This window comes from Flavobacterium sp. KY-23415, from assembly GCF_055384985.1.
In genome coordinates, this window is the sequence record NZ_AP044001.1 from 3,471,451 (window position 1) to 3,487,935 (window position 16,485).

Here is a 16,485-nt window from a genome sequence, read left to right on the forward strand (position 1 = left end):
GTTTAAGGGTTAGAAACTCTCTTTAAAAAAATAAACATGAAAACACCAAAAAAATTAGTCTTATCAAATATATTATTATGTCTTCTAATTCTTCTAACTAATGAAGTAGTAGGACAAACTACACCAGGTATTAAGTTGGTAGGAAAAGTAACGACTATTAATAATGAAACCTTACCCTATGCAAATGTGATCTTATTTAACTCTTCAGATGCAAGTATTGCAAAAGGATCCATAACTAATGAAGAAGGCGTGTTTGCTTTAGAAAATTTATCCTCTGGGAATTATTATTTATCTATAAGTATTATTGGATTCAAAACGTATCAATCAGAGGTTTTTGTGCTTGAACAAAATCAACAAAAAGATTTTGGTTCTATCAAGTTAGAAGAAGAAAGTATTATGTTAAATGCTATTTCATTAACAGGAAAGAAAGCATTAATTCAGAACAAAGCAGATAAAATTGTTTTAAATATTGAAAATAGCATATTAGCTACAGGAAATACAGCATTAGATATCTTAAATAAAGCACCAGGAGTGAGTAACAGAAATGGAACGCTTAGTTTGGTGGGGAAAACGAATGTGTTAATTTTAATTAATGGCAAGCAAACTTATCTTTCACCAGAACAATTGACTACTCTTTTAGAATCTACACAGTCAAGTAATATCAATTCCATCGAAATTATGACAAATCCTCCTGCTAAATATGACGCAGCAGGAAATGCAGGAATTATTAATATTATTATGAAAAAAAATAAAGATGAAGGAACTAATGTTAATGTCAATTTGGGTTATGGTCAAGGGGTGTACAGGAAGACAAATGGGGGAATAGCTATGAATCATAGAAACAAATCAGTCAATCTTTTTGGAAGCTACGATTACTCAGACAATGTAAACTTTGGAACTATAGATATTGATAGATTTACCCAATTATCAGGAGAATCACTTTTCTTTACTTCATCGTCATTTGAAAGATATCGATTTAAAATACATAATTTTAAAGTAGGAACCGATATCAATGTAACTCCAAAAAGTACTTTAGGCTTCATGGCAAGTGGCAATTTAGTCACAGGAAACTCTAGAATTAGAGCTAGAAACGATATAGGTTCACAAATGCAACAATTGGATTCAACTGTTGTAGGGTCAACAGTTGGAAGATATCCAAACAAATATTTAACGTTTAATTTAAATTACGAATTAAAACTTGATACAATTGGTTCAAATCTAAACATGAGTTACGATTATACACTTTCCAATAAAGATGAAAGTTTTGAATTTGGAAACCGTTTTTTAGACGCTAATGGAACAGAGTTTCGTGATCCAAATAATTTCAGAAACTTAACACCACAAGACGCAACTATTCATGTTGGAAAAGCAGATTTGTCTCTTCCTTTGAATGAAAAATCAAAATTAGAATCTGGATTAAAATTTAGTTCAGTAGAAACGGATAATGTACTTCAGTTTGATACTTTAGAAATGGACGGAAGTTATGTAAATGATGAAAGCCGAAGTAATCAATTCATATACAGAGAAGAAATTACAGCTGGATATGTAAACTATAATTCACAATTTGGCTCCTACTCAATGCAGGTGGGATTGCGTGCAGAAAGAACACAATCGAAAGGTAACTCTGTTACCAATAACAATATAGTGAGTAAAACCTATACTAATCTTTTTCCTACTCTTTCTTTGCAAAAAAAGATTGATGAAAGCAATACAATAAATGTAAGTTATGGAAGAAGAATTGACCGACCTAATTATGCTTCTTTAAATCCTTTTGTGTATTATATTGACGAATATACTTTCCGTTTTGGAAATCCGTTTTTGAATCCACAATATACAGATTCTTATACTTTAAGTTATATGTTAAAAAATAAATATAAATTGGATCTAAATTATAGTAATACAGAAGATGTTATTGCAAATATAATTTTAACTGATCCAGTAACAAATTCAATCTCACAAACAGATGCAAATCTTAACGGATTCAAATCTTATAGTTTAAATATAAATGCTCCTATAAAAATTGCCAATTGGTGGGAAACTTATAATAATTTTTCAATGTTTTATAACCAATATAACTCTAATAATATTGAAGGTGCTCCAGTGCAATTAGAAAAAATGGCTTGGCAAGCAAGTAGTAATCATTCTTTTACGATAGATGATCGATCATCGGCAGAATTTAGAGCAAATTATATATCACCAAATGTATATGGAGTGTTAAATCTAGATGCTTTTTATGGGATCGATTTAGGAGTTAATAGGAAATTTTTAGATAACAATATGAACGTACAACTATCTGTTAGTGATATACTGAATACATGGGGCGGTAGAGGCGTTAATAGTAGCCAATCTGGAAGTAACTTCAACGTATTTAGGACCTATGATAGCCGTGTGATCCGATTAAGTTTGACTTATAAGTTTGGAAATGTCAAACTAGAATCTGCAAAAAAGAGAGATACTGCAAGGGAAGAGAAAAACAGATTGAATTAATGGTTTATATTAATTGTTGAAAAGTGAAAATTTCTTGAAAAATAAGTAAACCTATTTGCCTATTTAGAACTTTTTGCAAAGTGTAACTTCATATTAATCTGTTTTCAATCCTAAACATTCAATATGACTAATACAATAGTTGTGAAGTGAAATTTTTATGTTTCTCTGTTGTTTTCGGATTAATTTTATTAATACTAAACCAAATCAGTAATCTAAAATTTAAAATAACTCCATTATATATAACAAAATATTTTTTTAACAAAAGAATATATTAATATTTAATCTTAAACTTACATTTCTATTTGAAAATACTTATTGATACCATCACAAAAAGGGTGGTTCATAAATACTAATTAAATACTAAAAAACAATGAATTCACTAGCAATAAAAAAAAGAAAGCATGTTATTTCTTTAACAGATTTATCTCCACAAGAAACACTCGATATTATAAATAGAGGTATCGAATATTCAGATGGACATATACCTTTAGGGGAACAATTAAAAGGAAAAGTAATAGGAATCTATTTTAAAAAGACTTCTACAAGGACAAGAACTGCCTTCACGACTGCTGCGTTACGATTAGGAGCTCAAGTCATTGCTTATGGACCTAATGATTTACAATTGAATACAGGGGAAACTATGGATGATACTTTGAATGTTCTTTCTAGAATGTTAGATGGTTTGGTGTTGCGAACTGCAGAAAGTCCAGATGTATTGAGAGCCTTTGCAAATCAAGAAAGTATGTCTATTTTGAATGCAATGACAGCTGATGAACATCCTACTCAAGCATTAGCTGATTTAACAACTATGAAACAACATTTTGGCACATTGTCTGGACTAGAAATTTTATATTTTGGTGAAGGTAACAATACTACTACAGCATTAGCATTAGCAATAGCTAAATTTCCAAATATGAAAATTCGTTTTTTTACGCCTCCGAATTATAATATAGATCCATTACTTTTAAAATATGCTAAAGAAGAAGGTGCCAAAAGAAATACAATTATTGAAGAATTTCATGACCTTAAATTATTGCCTAATTATGCAGATATTATATATACAACCCGTTGGCAAACAACAGGAACTGTTAAGTCGGATCCTAATTGGAGAAAAATATTTGAACCATTTGCTGTAACAAATCAATTAATGTTAAAATATCCTAACGCTATTTTTATGCACGATCTTCCTGCTCATAGAGGCGATGAAGTTGAAGCCTCTGTAATTGATGGTGATAAAAGTATTGTGTTTAAACAAGCAGAAAATAAATTGCATAGTGCAAAAGCTGTACTTGAATGGTGTATTTAATTGTTTTTGGAGTCTTAAGCAGTAAATAAAAACTTTTGTTTGAATTTTTTATGACAAAGTCTAACGTATATTTGGGCACATTCACAATTAAATAAATACTTGCTTATCAGTTATTTAATTTGTATTTTAGAAGAAACAAACCCCGAGAATGCTCAAAAAGAGTCAAAAACGGGGTTTTCTTTTAAATATGTATGTCAAAAATAATACGAATAAGTGAATTTCAGCACAAATTGCCTTTAAATATTATCAATGAAGATTTTAATGTTTTTTATGAGCAATTTCTAAAGTCTGATTTAGGTAAAATTCATCTAGCTACACCTTTTTCAGAACTTTCTCAAAGTTTTAAATTGAAAGCGTGCAAAAAAGGTCCAGATTGCATTTTTAGTACTAAAGGTAAGATTGCCTTGATGATGCTAAAAAACTATTATGGTTGTTCTGATGCTAAACTAATCGAGTTGTTAAACGGAAATGTTTACATGCAATACTTTTGTGATATTGTATTACCTCTAGATTCCCCGCTTACAAATTTTAAAATAGTTAGCCAAATAAGAATGGAATTAGCCAAAAAATTAGATGTTCGAAAAGTTCAAGAAACATTAGCTAAAAGCTGGCTACCTTATATGAATGATTTAGACAAAGTCTTGATAGATGCCACTTGTTATGAGAGTGAGTTGCGTTTTCCTACCAATGAGAAACTACTTTGGGAATGTATTGTGTGGAATTACAATCAAATGAAATCATTATGTGGAATTTTAAAAATAAAACTTCCAAGAACCAAATATATTGATTGGTGTAAACGCTACAATGAGTATTCTAGAAAAAGAAAAAAAACAGCAAAGCAACGAACAAAAATGACTCGTGGTCTTCTGAAATTATTATATAAACTTAATGGAGAATTGAGTAAAATTGAAAATCAATATTCCTTTGAGCCAACCACAAAATACAGCAAACAACGCAGAATAATCCGTCTTATTTACCAACAACAATCAAAAATTTTTGCAACAGGAAAAAGCGTTCCCGATAGAATTGTTAGCATAAATAAAAGTTATATTCGCCCAATTGTGCGTGGTAAAGAAGTAAAACAAGTAGAATTTGGAGCAAAAGTAAATAAAATTCAAATTGATGGAATCAATTTTATAGAACATATAGAATACCGTGCCTTTAACGAAGGAACTCGATTTCAAAACAGTATATTTTGCGCACAAAATCTAACTAAAACTAAAGTAAGAATTACTGGAGCTGATGCTATTTATGCCACAAATAAAAACAGAACTTTTTCGTCCACAAATAACATACAAACAGACTTTGTTAGAAAAGGAAAAGCTGGAAAACACGAAGAGCATAGAAAGAAGCTAGCCTCAGAAATTAAAAAAGAAAGAGCTACTCGATTAGAAGGTAGTTTTGGCAAAGAAAAAGAGCACTATAATTTACGAAAGATAAAAGCTAGAACCAAGAAAAGTGAAATGCTTTGGATTTTTTTCGGAATACATACAGCTAATGCTAAAGAAATAGGAAGAAGAATTTACAAAAATCAAACACAACTAGCAGCGTAAAGTATTCAAAAAAATACTTTATAGGAAAAGTGCGTCTTGTTGAGAAATATCAAATTTAAAAATCATAAAAACATATAATTTTTACTACAAAATAAAAAACCTCAATTATATTAATATGAATTGAGGTTTTTATTTAAAGTATTTTTCAAAAAATCTTGTTACTTCTGAATTTGCCTATTTGTTTTGAAAAACAAAAAAAGCCTTTAAATCATAAGATTTAAAGGCTTTTAGTTTAAAATGAATTTTAAAATGTGGAGTCGGAGAGAACATGTCTACTCTAATTTATCCATATTTTATAAGGATTTACAACGGTTAGTATTTTAGGGTAACCGATTTTACCACCTCATTATAGTATTCAAATTGACTTAAATCATATGATATAAATTTACGAATTATATTTTAGAATTGAAAGTAAATAGTTTAATTTTTAAACTAGTATTTAGATAATATGAGGTTCGACATGTTCTACTTTTAGACCAGTATACTCACAGAATTCTATAACGCTAACAAGGCTGTTTTATGGGCTTATTAAAGTCTTTTCTTAGATTGCCTAGTAATCTATGCTTTGTCGGTAACTCTTCCCTGTAATGCGTTGTATATCCTTTGGATAGATGCATATTCTTTTTACTTCCATTTTCATACTCTATCTGTACTTTTTACTTGGCTTTGCCTTATATTATTTATATAACTAAAAATAAGTATTTTTCAATTGGTTTTCTGTTGTTATGGATGCGTTTATTTATCATTGTTAGGTCTTTTAGTGACGTTTATTCTATTGGGTGACATATAAGGTGCTTGATTTTTATCTCATTTTTGCTTTATAATCAATCGGAAATTTTGCAATATGGATTATGATTAAGGGATTTACTTATTAAATTTTTCGATGTTATAACTAGACAAAAAGGCATAATTAAATTGAAAGGTACTATCGAGGATATTATTTTTTACAAAACCCAAGATGGTCATTTGGCTAGTGAGAAAGGAGGTATTGATACTAGTAGAATTGTTATTTACTCCTTTTATTGCTTCTATTTAACATATTTTTCTTATTTGAGACATTAGATATGATAAATATCATTTTTTATTTTAAGAAGGAAAATAATATTTGTATTGACAAAAAAATGTTTAGTAATGCAAATAGATTTAGATTTACTATTTACATGGGGAGCAGTTTCCAAAAAATATCAAAAAGATGAAGTTATCTTTTATGAGGAAGATTTAGCATTATTTTATTACCAAATCATTGAAGGTACGGTAAAGATGTTTAATACAAATGAAGATGGTAAAGAGTTTACTCAAGGTCTTTTCTATAAAGGAAATAGTTTTGGTGAACCACCACTTTTAATAAATGAAGTATATCCTTGCACAGCAATTGCTATCGAAGATTGTGTTGTTATTAAAATTTCAAAAGACAAATTTCTAACGATTATTCATGAATATCCAGCAATTAATCAGAAAATATTAGAGCTTTTAGCATTTAAAGCCTACAGAAAAGCAGTTACGAGTAGACAGATTATTAATCAAAAGCCTGAATTTAGAATAAATGCATTTTTAGACAATTATAAAAAAAGCTGTACAACTCCAACTGTTAAAGTGCAAATTCCTTTTACTCGACAAGAGATTGCAGATTTTACAGGCTTAAGAGTAGAAACAGTAATCCGAACATTAACAAAGATGAAGAAAGATAAAAAAGTAGAGATAACTAATCATAAATTATTTTATTGATATGAATTTTCGAATTTCAAATTGGATTAAATTTTCATTATTAAATTTATTGTTAGTTGCAATTTTAGGACTCTTAATGCGATATAAAATAGTTTTTGAATTACCTTTTATACATCAAAAAAATACACAACATTCTCATTCTCATTTTGCTTTTTCAGGTTGGGTTACTCAAACATTGTTTGTATTGATGGTTCATTTTCTATCAAGAATTAGTATCGATTTTGATAGTAATAAATACAAGAAAGTTTTGATAGCTAATTTGGTATGTGCTTATATTATGCTTTTTAGTTTTATCTTTAATGGATATAACTTTATTTCAATTGCATTTTCTACACTATCTCTTTTCGTTTCTTTTTGGTTTGCCTATTTATTTTTAAAAGATTTGAAATTAATAAAGAAACCAACATTAAGTAAAGATTGGTTTAAGGCTTCGTTATTTTTTAATATTATCTCTTCTTTTGGAACTTTTGCATTGGCCTTTATGATGGCTACTAAAAATATTCAGCAAGATTATTATTTGTCTTCCATATATTTTTATTTACATTTTCAATACAATGGATGGTTTTGGTTTGCCTGTATAGGTCTTTTTGTGGGGCAATTGGTTCCAGATCTTCAACTTGAAAAAGCTAATAGAACAATATTTAATTGGTTTTTCATTAGTTGTATTCCAGCTTTTCTACTCTCTATTCTTTGGATGAAATTTCCTTTTTGGGTTTATTTGATTGCAATATTTGCTGCTATATTACAAATTGTAGCATTTATAAAATTTTATAAAATAATTGTTAATTCATTTAATTCGAAGTTTTCACACTCTTCTCTTTTTAAATATATATATGTTAGCATTTTGCTATGTGTGTTTATCAAACTGTTTCTTCAATTGGGCTCAACTGTCCCATTAGTAGGAAAGTTAGCATTCGGATTTAGACCAATAGTTATTGCCTATTTACATTTAGTTTTATTAGCAATTATCTCATCATTTTTATTAGTCTATATATATACAAACCAATTAGTAGTTCTAAATCGTTTCACAAGAAATGGGTTAGCAATTTTTATAATTGGAATTTTTTTGAACGAATTTGTTTTAGCAATTCAAGGTATAGCCTCATTTAATTATATAATACTTCCCTATGTAAATGAAGTATTATTATGTATTGCATTTTTATTGTTTATAGGTATTTTGGCAATAGTTAGCTTTAATCGTAAAGAAAAATAAAATTATTATTTTCTTATGATTTGACTCATAAAATTTGCAGTCTTTATGTTGGTACTTTGTATAGTAAAATTTAAAGTACAACCATTATGAAAAAAACATTTTCCTTTTTAGCACTTGCATTAATATTTCTTACTTCTAGTTGTAAAGAAAATATTGAAACTCCACAAGAAACTCCATCTTCAGATAACACAGTCGATCTAAGTATTGGTCAAGAAGGAGTGCAAGATGATGTTTCTAATCCAAATATTGTTCAAGTTGCTTCAGGAAGTAAGGATCATTCAACATTGGTTGCGGCCGTAAAAGCTGCGGGTTTGGTAACTTCATTAAGTAACGCTGGTCCATTTACAGTTTTTGCACCAACTAATGCAGCATTTGAAAAATTGCCTGCAGGAACAGTTGAAGGACTTTTAAAACCAGAGAAAAAAGGTGATTTGGAAAACATTCTAGGTTATCATACTTATGTAGGGAATCTAAAAACTGAATACATGCAAGACGGTCAAGAGTATGATATGGTCTATGGAGGAAAAGTAAAAATCACAAAACAAGGAGAGAAAACATTCGTAAATGGTTCAGAAGTTGTAGCAACAATTGAAACTTCAAACGGTTTAATCCATGTAATTGGAGATGTTCTATTACCTAAATAAAAAAGTTAATTATTAATTCATACAATTCTTCTTTTTTAGTTGAAAAGCATAGATTGTCGTAGTCTATGCTTTTTTTCATTTTAGCTTCACGACCATAAAAATAAATTTCATAAAATCAACTTTTGTACCTGTTTTTTCTGTTACTATGATTCTAATCATATTTTTTAATGAATAAAATGAGGAAATTTGATTATATAAAAGACAGATTAGTCCTTTATATAAAATACTAACTAAAACTATAAATCTATGCTTTCAAAATCTCAAGCAAGAGCGTTTTTTTTAGGCGGAACAGTAGTTACTTTTCTAATATTTATTGGATTGACTATTTATTCTTTTATGCCTAGAAATGACCAAACCAACTACAAAGACATTGATAAAAATGTTGTTAAGGGGAAAGAAATATGGGAATCCAATAACTGTATGGGTTGTCATAGTATAATGGGAGAAGGTGGCTATTATGCTCCTGAATTAACTAAAGTAATTGAACGGAGGGGAGAAGGTTACATAAAAGCAGTCCTAATGTCTCCAATACCTTGGGCTCCAAAAGGAAGAAAAATGGTCGCTTACAAAATGAGCGCTGAAGATGCAGATGCAATGGTCGCTTATTTTAAATGGATAGGCAATATTGATTTAAATGGATTCGACAGAATTGTTTCTCCATTAGCAAAAGATAAAATGAAAGATCAACATAAAATAAAATAAGAATATGAAATATAAATCACAAAAAGTAGCCTATTGGTTTTTTGCATTATGCATGCTCTTGTTTTCGTTGCAAATTATTTATGGCTTTATAATGGGCTTTGATCGAATAGGATTACAAGGCTTACACGATATAATTCCATTCAATACAGCAAGAGCTGTTCATACAAATTTGCTTGTAGTATGGCTTTTAACTGGATTTATGGGTGCAGCATATTATATAATTCCAGAAGAAGCGCAACGCGAATTAATAAGTATAAAATGGGCATATATTCAATTGATTTCTCTTGCAGTTGTAGGTGTAATTGCAATAGCAGGATTTCATTTTAATCATTGGGAAGGAAGGAAATTTTTAGAAATTCCAAGAGAACTAGATTTCTTAGTAGTGGTTAACGTATTAGTTTTCTTAGGATTAATTTTAGGAACTCTATTTAAAGGAAAACGAAAAACAACTACTGCTTTAGTATTAACAATGGGATTAGTATTTGCAGCTTTACTTTACATTCCAGGAATGATTTGGTTTGATAGTCAAGTAATGGATTCGTTCTTTAGATGGTGGGTTGTTCATTTATGGGTTGAAGGTGTATGGGAATTAATTATGGGAGGTATTTTATCTTACTTATTAATTAAACTTACTGGTGTAGATAGAGAGGTTATTGAAAAATGGCTATATGTAATTATTGGATTAACGTTCTTATCTGGTGTATTAGGTACAGGTCACCACTATTATTACATTGGTGTAAACAAAATTTGGTTAATTGTTGGCGGTATATTTTCTGCATTAGAACCTTTAGCTTTCTTAGCCATGGCATTATTTGCAGTAAATATGTATCGTAAAGGAGAAAAAAGTCATCCAAATAAATTAGCATTATTCTGGACAATAGGTGCAGCAATTGTATCTTTTATAGGTGCAGGTTTATTAGGTTTTGCACATACTTTACCACAAACTAACTTATACACACACGGTACTTTAGTTACTGCAATGCATGGGCATTATGCTTTTTGGGGTGCGTATGCAATGATTGTTTTAGCCATCATTAGCTATGCTTTACCAAACTTAACTGGTCGTAAACGTTACAATAATACAACTGGAAATATGGCATTTTGGATTTCTAATATTGGTATACTTGGAATGACTGTAGCTTTTGGTGTAGCTGGAGTTGCTCAAGTATATATGGAAAGAAAATTAAAAATGGATTTCATGGATGTTCAAAATGAAATTGCAATTCACTTTGTAGTTTTATTAATCTGTGCAACAATGTTTACTGTAGGTATAGGAATGTATATCTACGAATTTATAAAATACGGCTTACCAACAGACGAAGCTTTAGAAACTAATTAAAATTTATATATGAAAAGCATGAAATTAATACTTGCTATTACAGTAATCACCTTATTAGCAAGTTGTAAATCAAATGAGAAGAACGAAGTAGTCATTGATCCTTCAAGTATAAAAACAGAAGGAGCACCAATTATTGCAGAATTAACTTCTCCGCCATTTGTTCCAAAACCTGTAGGGGACAGACCAGCAAAAAAACTTATTGTTAATTTAGAAATTTTAGAACAAGAAGGTGAAATGGCCGATGGTGTTAAGTATATGTATTGGACATTTGGAGGTACTGTTCCAGGAAGTTTTATTAGAACTAGAGTTGGTGATGAAGTTGAATTTCATTTAAAAAATCACCCAGACAATAAATTACCTCATAATATTGATTTACATGCAGTAACAGGACCAGGTGGTGGTGCAGCATCTTCATTTGTTGCTCCTGGGCACGAAGTTACTTTTTCTTTTAAAGTTTTAAATGAAGGTCTATTTGTGTACCATTGTGCTACTGCTCCAGTAGGAATGCATATTGCTAATGGTATGTATGGTTTAATTTTGGTTGAACCAGCAGGTGGACTTCCAAAAGTAGACAAAGAGTACTACGTTATGCAAGGAGATTTCTATACAAAAGGTGCTTATGGCGAAAAAGGATTACAACCTTTCGATATGGCAAAAGCAATTAAAGAAGAACCCGATTATGTAGTTTTCAACGGAAAAACAGGATCACTAACAGGAGATAATGAAATAACTGCAAAAGTTGGAGAAACTGTACGTTTGTATGTAGGTAATGGAGGTCCAAACTTAGTGTCTTCATTCCATGTTATTGGTGAAATTTTCGACAATGTACATATAGAAGGAGGATCCATGATTAATAAAAATGTGCAAACTACTTTAGTTCCTGCAGGAGGGGCAGTAATTGTAGACTTTAAAGTAGACGTACCTGGATCATTAGTAATTGTAGATCATTCTATTTTTAGAACATTTAACAAAGGTAGTTTAGGAATTTTAAAAGTAACTGGAGATGAAAATAAAACCATTTATTCTGGAACACAATCAGATAATGTGTATTTACCAGAAGGAGGAACAATTCAAACAATGCCAGGAAATAAATCTGCTTCTCCTACAATAGCTGTAACTTTACCTGAAAGAATTGCAGAAGGGAAATCAATTTACTCAACAACTTGTTTTGCATGTCATCAACCAAACGGAGAAGGTTTACCAAATGCTTTTCCACCTCTTGCTAAATCAGATTATTTAAATGCAGATGTAAATCGAGCAATTGAAATAGTGCTTAGAGGTAAAACGGGAGAAATGACAGTTAATGGTAAAAAATACAATAGTGTTATGACGGCACAAACATTAACAGATGAGGAAATTGCAAACGTTTTAACGTATGTATATAGTACTTGGGATAATAGTAAAAAAGAAGTTACTAAAGAAATGGTAGCTAAAATAAGACAAGAGAATAAATAGTTAGTACTATTATTAACCATGATAGTACTTGATTGTGACTATCATGGTTATTTTTTAATAATGAAAAAACATAAATTAATGTATAGAATGGTATTCATATTAATCTTCACACTTATCGTTTCTTGTCAAAAAAGTGAAGAACAAACAACTATTGAAATTAATCCTATTTCAAATGTAATTATAGAACAAGAACAATATAGCTCTTTTAAAGTTACAACTGAAATGGTTTTAGTAAAAGGTGGAAGTTATGTTCCTTTATATGGGAAAAATCAAGAGCAAGTAATTGTAAATGATTTATTTATGGATATATATCCTGTTACAAATGAAGAATTTCTTGATTTTGTAAAGAAAAATAAAAAATGGCAAAAATCAAAAGTTAAAAAAATATTTGCAGATGGAAATTATCTTGTAAAATGGAAAAATGATACTTTGTTAAGTACAAATTCAAAACCAAACAGTCCTGTTACAAACGTATCTTGGTATGCAGCAAATGCCTATTGCGATTGCCAAGGTAAACGATTAGCAACAGTAGATGAATGGGAATATGTAGCAATGGCAAACGAAACAAAGGCAGATGCAAGAGAAATTGAATCCTATAACCAAAATATTTTAGATTGGTACGAAAAACCAAAAACCTACCAAAATGAAGTTGGTCATACCTTCAAAAATTATTATGGCATTTATGATTTGCATGGTTTGGTTTGGGAATGGACTTCCGATTTCAACTCTATTTTAATTACTGGAGAATCTAGAAGTGATTCGGCAGAAAACAACAGTTTGTTTTGTGGAAGTGGTTCTTTAAATGCTACCGATTTAATGAACTATGCCGCTTTTATGCGTTATGCTTTTAGAGGGAGTATTAAGGCAAATTATTCGGTACAAAATTTAGGTTTTAGATGCGTTAAAAATATTGAAAAATGAAAAAAAATATTATAGTCATCGTAATTTTCAGTTTCCTTATTTTAAGTTGTAAACAAGAAACTGTTGAACAAAAGAATACTCCAATATCGGAAGAATCTATTTTTAATTTGACTAGTAAATGGAAAAATCAAGACAATAAAACGCTTGAAATTAAAGATTTTAGAGGTAAAGTTTCGGTAATGGTAATGATTTATACAAGTTGTAAAGCTGCTTGCCCGAGATTAGTAGCTGATATGCGCGATATAGAATCTAAAATTCCAAAAGAAGATTTAAAAGATTTAAACTTCATTTTAGTAAGTATTGATCCTGAAACTGATACTCCAGAACGACTAAAAGTATTTGCAAAAGACAATTTTATGGAGGCATCGCATTGGAATTTTCTTCAAGGAACCCCTACTACCGTGCAAGAATTTGCAAATGTTTTAGCTGTAAAGTATAAAAAAATAACGCCTATAGATTTTTCACATTCCAATATTATAAGCGTTTTTAATAGAGAAGGTGAATTGATTCATCAACAAGAAGGTTTAGGTGTAAATAATAAAGAAACAATAGATAAAATTTTAGAAACAGTTAAAAAGTAATCCAATCCATTTTATCCAAAAAATGAACAAAATGAGCGTAAATATTCCATTTTATCATCCAATTGACAAAGAAATTGAAGTTTTTGAAAGTGTATACCAAAATAAAATTCCATTTTTACTAAAAGGTCCAACAGGAACTGGAAAGTCGAGATTTGTGGAATACATGGCATATAAATTAGATAAAAAATTAATCACAATTAGTTGCCACGAAGAAACATCTTCTACAGATTTAATTGGAAGGTTTATCATAAAAGGTGCCGAAACCATTTGGATGGACGGACCATTAACTAAAGCGGTAAAAGAAGGCGCAATATTGTATTTAGATGAAATAGCAGAAGCCCGTCCAGATGTTATCGTTGCCATTCACTCATTAACCGATCATCGTAGAGAGGTTTTTATAGATAAATTAGGAGAAACAGTAAAAGCACATGAAGATTTTATGTTGGTTGCTTCTTTTAACCCTGGTTACCAAAGAGGTTTTAAAGAATTGAAACCTTCTACAAAGCAACGATTTACGGCTTTATCTTTTGCTTATCCAGAAGCTTCTCAAGAAATTGAAATCCTTATTCAGGAAACAAATATTGACCCAGATATTGCTAAAAAACTAGTGAAAATTGGTAATAAAATTAGAAATCTAACCGAATTAGGTTTGGCAGAAACCGTTTCAACACGTTTATTGGTTGATGCTGCAAAATTAATTCATACTAATTTACCTAAAAGATTAGCAGTAAAAGTAGCAATTGTAGAACCTTTAACAGACGATTTAGAAATAGCAGAAGCCTTAACCGATTTATGTAATTTAATGATTTAATGGAACTTGACGAAATAATATATAGCAAGGTTTTAAAATTCTTCAAAAAGAACAAAAAGGTTGATGTTGATTTGGTCAATCGAACGGTTCATTTAGAAGATATAAAATCGCGGTTAACCATTTTAGCAAGAGCCATTACTGCAGATGTAATTGAAATATTTCCTGCAGAACGAGAAGGCGGTTATAAAGACAACAACTTTTTTTTCCCCATTTCTTTCGGAGATTTTCCTACCTATGAAGCAAATCTTTCTTTTTACTTTTTCAGACTTTTATACTTAACGGAACAAAGGAAACTAGATTTTAATTGGAAAGAAAATAAAGAAGAAACTTTAGAAAATTCGCAACGTAAAGCTTTAGAATGTTCGGAAGTTGTTTTAAAAAGTTTATCAGAAGAATTTCCAATCACAATCTCTTTACATAAAGATTTTCATGCATTTTACTCTACAAAAGAAGTGATAGATTATAGCTGGTTGTATGGAAAATGGATGCAAAATAGTACAGAAGTTGAAGTAGATAAAACATTAAATAATTTTTCTGATCTAACAAAAAAGGCAACGGGTGAAAAAGAACCAACCGTTTTAAAAGCAAATCCGGTTGAAGAAATAAAAAGTCTTACAATTGATAAAAAACAACAAGAAGATTACGTATTGCTACATAGTTTCGAAAAAGTAGAAACAGCAGAAGAATTTAATGGTAATTGGAGAGATTTTGATGGTTCAGATGAATTAGAAAAACACCAAGAAGCTTTAGAAGAACTAAATATGAAATTTACAGTTCGTGTAGATGATACTACACATTCTGTTTATCAAGCTGATTTCATTGAAAATACAACCATTTCTGAAAGTGCGGAAAGAGATGAGAAAGGCTATCATATAAAATACAATGAATGGGATTATTCTTCAAAAGCATATAAAGACTCCTTTTGTAAAGTATATCCAATTTCACAAGTAAAAACGGATGTTAACTATTATAAAAAAACAATCACAGAGAAGGCTTCTGTTTTAAATGGTTTGCGTAAAATGTTGACCAATGTTAATAATAAAATGCAACAACATCATAGGCAATCACAAGGTGATGTATTTGATATTGATGCAACTACTGATATGATTATCGATGTGTTATCAAAAAGAACACCTTCTGAAAACATCTATTTATCTAACCGAAAAAAAGAAAAAGACATTTCTATTTTATTGCTTTTAGACATTAGTCTTTCAAGTGATTCTTATGCTGCTGGAAATAAAATTATTGATGTAGAAAAACAGGTTTCTATTTTATTTGGAGAAATCTTAAATGAGTTTAACATTGATTTTTCTATCAATTGTTTTTACTCTAAAACAAGGAATTATGCTTCTTATTTAACCTTAAAAGATTTTGATGAAGATTGGCAAAAAGCCAAATATAAAATTGGTGCTGCTGAACCACAGGGTTATACAAGAATTGGTGCTGCGCTTCGTCACTCTGGTGCTTTGTTAGAGAAAAGAGATTCTAAAAATAAATGGATTATTTTTCTTTCAGATGGTAAACCAAACGATTATGATAAATACGAAGGAAAGTATGGTATTCACGATGTAAAACAAGCGCTAAAAGAATTAAAACAAAAGCAAATAAACACGTATGCTTTAGCTATAGAAGCACAAGCAAAATATTATTTGCCTTTAATGTTTGGACAAAATCATTATCAAATATTAACACATCCAGAAGATTTATTAAAATCATTAGTAAAGCTTTACGAAAAAATTAAACATTAA

13 protein-coding genes are annotated in these 16,485 nt (G+C 29.9%); all 13 read left to right on the plus strand.

The annotated features are described in order from the left end of the window. Window positions 1–36 precede the first annotated feature (36 nt). The 13 genes from ACZ49Z_RS15085 (at window position 37) to ACZ49Z_RS15145 (ending at window position 16,485) form a co-directional block, all read left to right on the plus strand. Entirely contained in the window at window positions 37–2,487 is a 2,451-nt protein-coding gene (locus ACZ49Z_RS15085) for a TonB-dependent receptor (protein WP_464305131.1), read from the plus strand. Between the two features lie 370 nt (window positions 2,488–2,857). Beyond that, window positions 2,858–3,793, plus strand: a complete 936-nt coding sequence (locus tag ACZ49Z_RS15090; RefSeq protein WP_464305132.1) for an ornithine carbamoyltransferase — start codon at window positions 2,858–2,860, stop codon at window positions 3,791–3,793. Between the two features lie 191 nt (window positions 3,794–3,984). After that, window positions 3,985–5,346 carry a transposase family protein gene (locus tag ACZ49Z_RS15095; RefSeq protein ID WP_464304430.1) on the plus strand — a complete coding sequence of 454 codons (1,362 nt, stop codon included), beginning with the start codon at window positions 3,985–3,987 and terminating at the stop codon, window positions 5,344–5,346. 1,131 nt (window positions 5,347–6,477) lie between these two features. Beyond that, window positions 6,478–7,071 (plus strand): Crp/Fnr family transcriptional regulator, encoded by a 594-nt coding sequence (locus ACZ49Z_RS15100; RefSeq protein ID WP_464305133.1) that lies wholly within the window; start codon window positions 6,478–6,480, stop codon window positions 7,069–7,071. 1 nt (window position 7,072) lies between these two features. Next, window positions 7,073–8,284, plus strand: coding sequence for a hypothetical protein (locus ACZ49Z_RS15105; RefSeq protein ID WP_464305134.1), 1,212 nt, complete (start codon window positions 7,073–7,075; stop codon window positions 8,282–8,284). 86 nt (window positions 8,285–8,370) lie between these two features. Then, window positions 8,371–8,928 (plus strand): fasciclin domain-containing protein, encoded by a 558-nt coding sequence (locus ACZ49Z_RS15110; protein WP_464305135.1) that lies wholly within the window; start codon window positions 8,371–8,373, stop codon window positions 8,926–8,928. Between the two features lie 246 nt (window positions 8,929–9,174). After that, window positions 9,175–9,630 carry a c-type cytochrome gene (locus tag ACZ49Z_RS15115; RefSeq protein WP_045971645.1) on the plus strand — a complete coding sequence of 152 codons (456 nt, stop codon included), beginning with the start codon at window positions 9,175–9,177 and terminating at the stop codon, window positions 9,628–9,630. 4 nt (window positions 9,631–9,634) lie between these two features. Beyond that, window positions 9,635–10,969: a cbb3-type cytochrome c oxidase subunit I gene (locus ACZ49Z_RS15120; protein WP_464305136.1), complete on the plus strand. Its 1,335-nt coding sequence runs from the start codon at window positions 9,635–9,637 to the stop codon at window positions 10,967–10,969. Window positions 10,970–10,978: 9 nt separating this feature from the next. Further along, window positions 10,979–12,424 carry a copper-containing nitrite reductase gene (nirK, locus tag ACZ49Z_RS15125; RefSeq protein ID WP_045971641.1) on the plus strand — a complete coding sequence of 482 codons (1,446 nt, stop codon included), beginning with the start codon at window positions 10,979–10,981 and terminating at the stop codon, window positions 12,422–12,424. A gap of 60 nt (window positions 12,425–12,484) precedes the next feature. Then, entirely contained in the window at window positions 12,485–13,345 is an 861-nt protein-coding gene (locus tag ACZ49Z_RS15130) for a formylglycine-generating enzyme family protein (RefSeq protein ID WP_464305137.1), read from the plus strand. Beyond that, window positions 13,342–13,926: an SCO family protein gene (locus ACZ49Z_RS15135; RefSeq protein ID WP_464305138.1), complete on the plus strand. Its 585-nt coding sequence runs from the start codon at window positions 13,342–13,344 to the stop codon at window positions 13,924–13,926. The genes ACZ49Z_RS15130 and ACZ49Z_RS15135 overlap by 4 nt, the downstream gene beginning before the upstream one ends. Before the next feature lie 31 nt (window positions 13,927–13,957). Continuing rightward, entirely contained in the window at window positions 13,958–14,737 is a 780-nt protein-coding gene (locus ACZ49Z_RS15140) for an AAA family ATPase (RefSeq protein WP_464305139.1), read from the plus strand. Beyond that, window positions 14,737–16,485 carry a nitric oxide reductase activation protein NorD gene (locus ACZ49Z_RS15145; RefSeq protein WP_464305140.1) on the plus strand — a complete coding sequence of 583 codons (1,749 nt, stop codon included), beginning with the start codon at window positions 14,737–14,739 and terminating at the stop codon, window positions 16,483–16,485. Before ACZ49Z_RS15140 ends, ACZ49Z_RS15145 begins: the two co-directional genes overlap by 1 nt.

Bases quoted from the DNA above. Each gene is read 5' to 3' on its own strand.
- ACZ49Z_RS15105 (WP_464305134.1), top strand. From the start codon at position 7,073: ATGAATTTTCGAATTTCAAATTGGATTAAATTTTCATTATTAAATTTA.
- ACZ49Z_RS15115 (WP_045971645.1), top strand. From the start codon at position 9,175: ATGCTTTCAAAATCTCAAGCAAGAGCGTTTTTTTTAGGCGGAACAGTA.
- ACZ49Z_RS15140 (WP_464305139.1), top strand. From the start codon at position 13,958: ATGAGCGTAAATATTCCATTTTATCATCCAATTGACAAAGAAATTGAA.
- ACZ49Z_RS15090 (WP_464305132.1), top strand. From the start codon at position 2,858: ATGAATTCACTAGCAATAAAAAAAAGAAAGCATGTTATTTCTTTAACA.
- ACZ49Z_RS15120 (WP_464305136.1), top strand. From the start codon at position 9,635: ATGAAATATAAATCACAAAAAGTAGCCTATTGGTTTTTTGCATTATGC.
- ACZ49Z_RS15085 (WP_464305131.1), top strand. From the start codon at position 37: ATGAAAACACCAAAAAAATTAGTCTTATCAAATATATTATTATGTCTT.
- nirK (WP_045971641.1), top strand. From the start codon at position 10,979: ATGAAAAGCATGAAATTAATACTTGCTATTACAGTAATCACCTTATTA.
- ACZ49Z_RS15145 (WP_464305140.1), top strand. From the start codon at position 14,737: ATGGAACTTGACGAAATAATATATAGCAAGGTTTTAAAATTCTTCAAA.
- ACZ49Z_RS15100 (WP_464305133.1), top strand. From the start codon at position 6,478: ATGCAAATAGATTTAGATTTACTATTTACATGGGGAGCAGTTTCCAAA.
- ACZ49Z_RS15130 (WP_464305137.1), top strand. From the start codon at position 12,485: ATGAAAAAACATAAATTAATGTATAGAATGGTATTCATATTAATCTTC.
- ACZ49Z_RS15110 (WP_464305135.1), top strand. From the start codon at position 8,371: ATGAAAAAAACATTTTCCTTTTTAGCACTTGCATTAATATTTCTTACT.
- ACZ49Z_RS15135 (WP_464305138.1), top strand. From the start codon at position 13,342: ATGAAAAAAAATATTATAGTCATCGTAATTTTCAGTTTCCTTATTTTA.
- ACZ49Z_RS15095 (WP_464304430.1), top strand. From the start codon at position 3,985: ATGTCAAAAATAATACGAATAAGTGAATTTCAGCACAAATTGCCTTTA.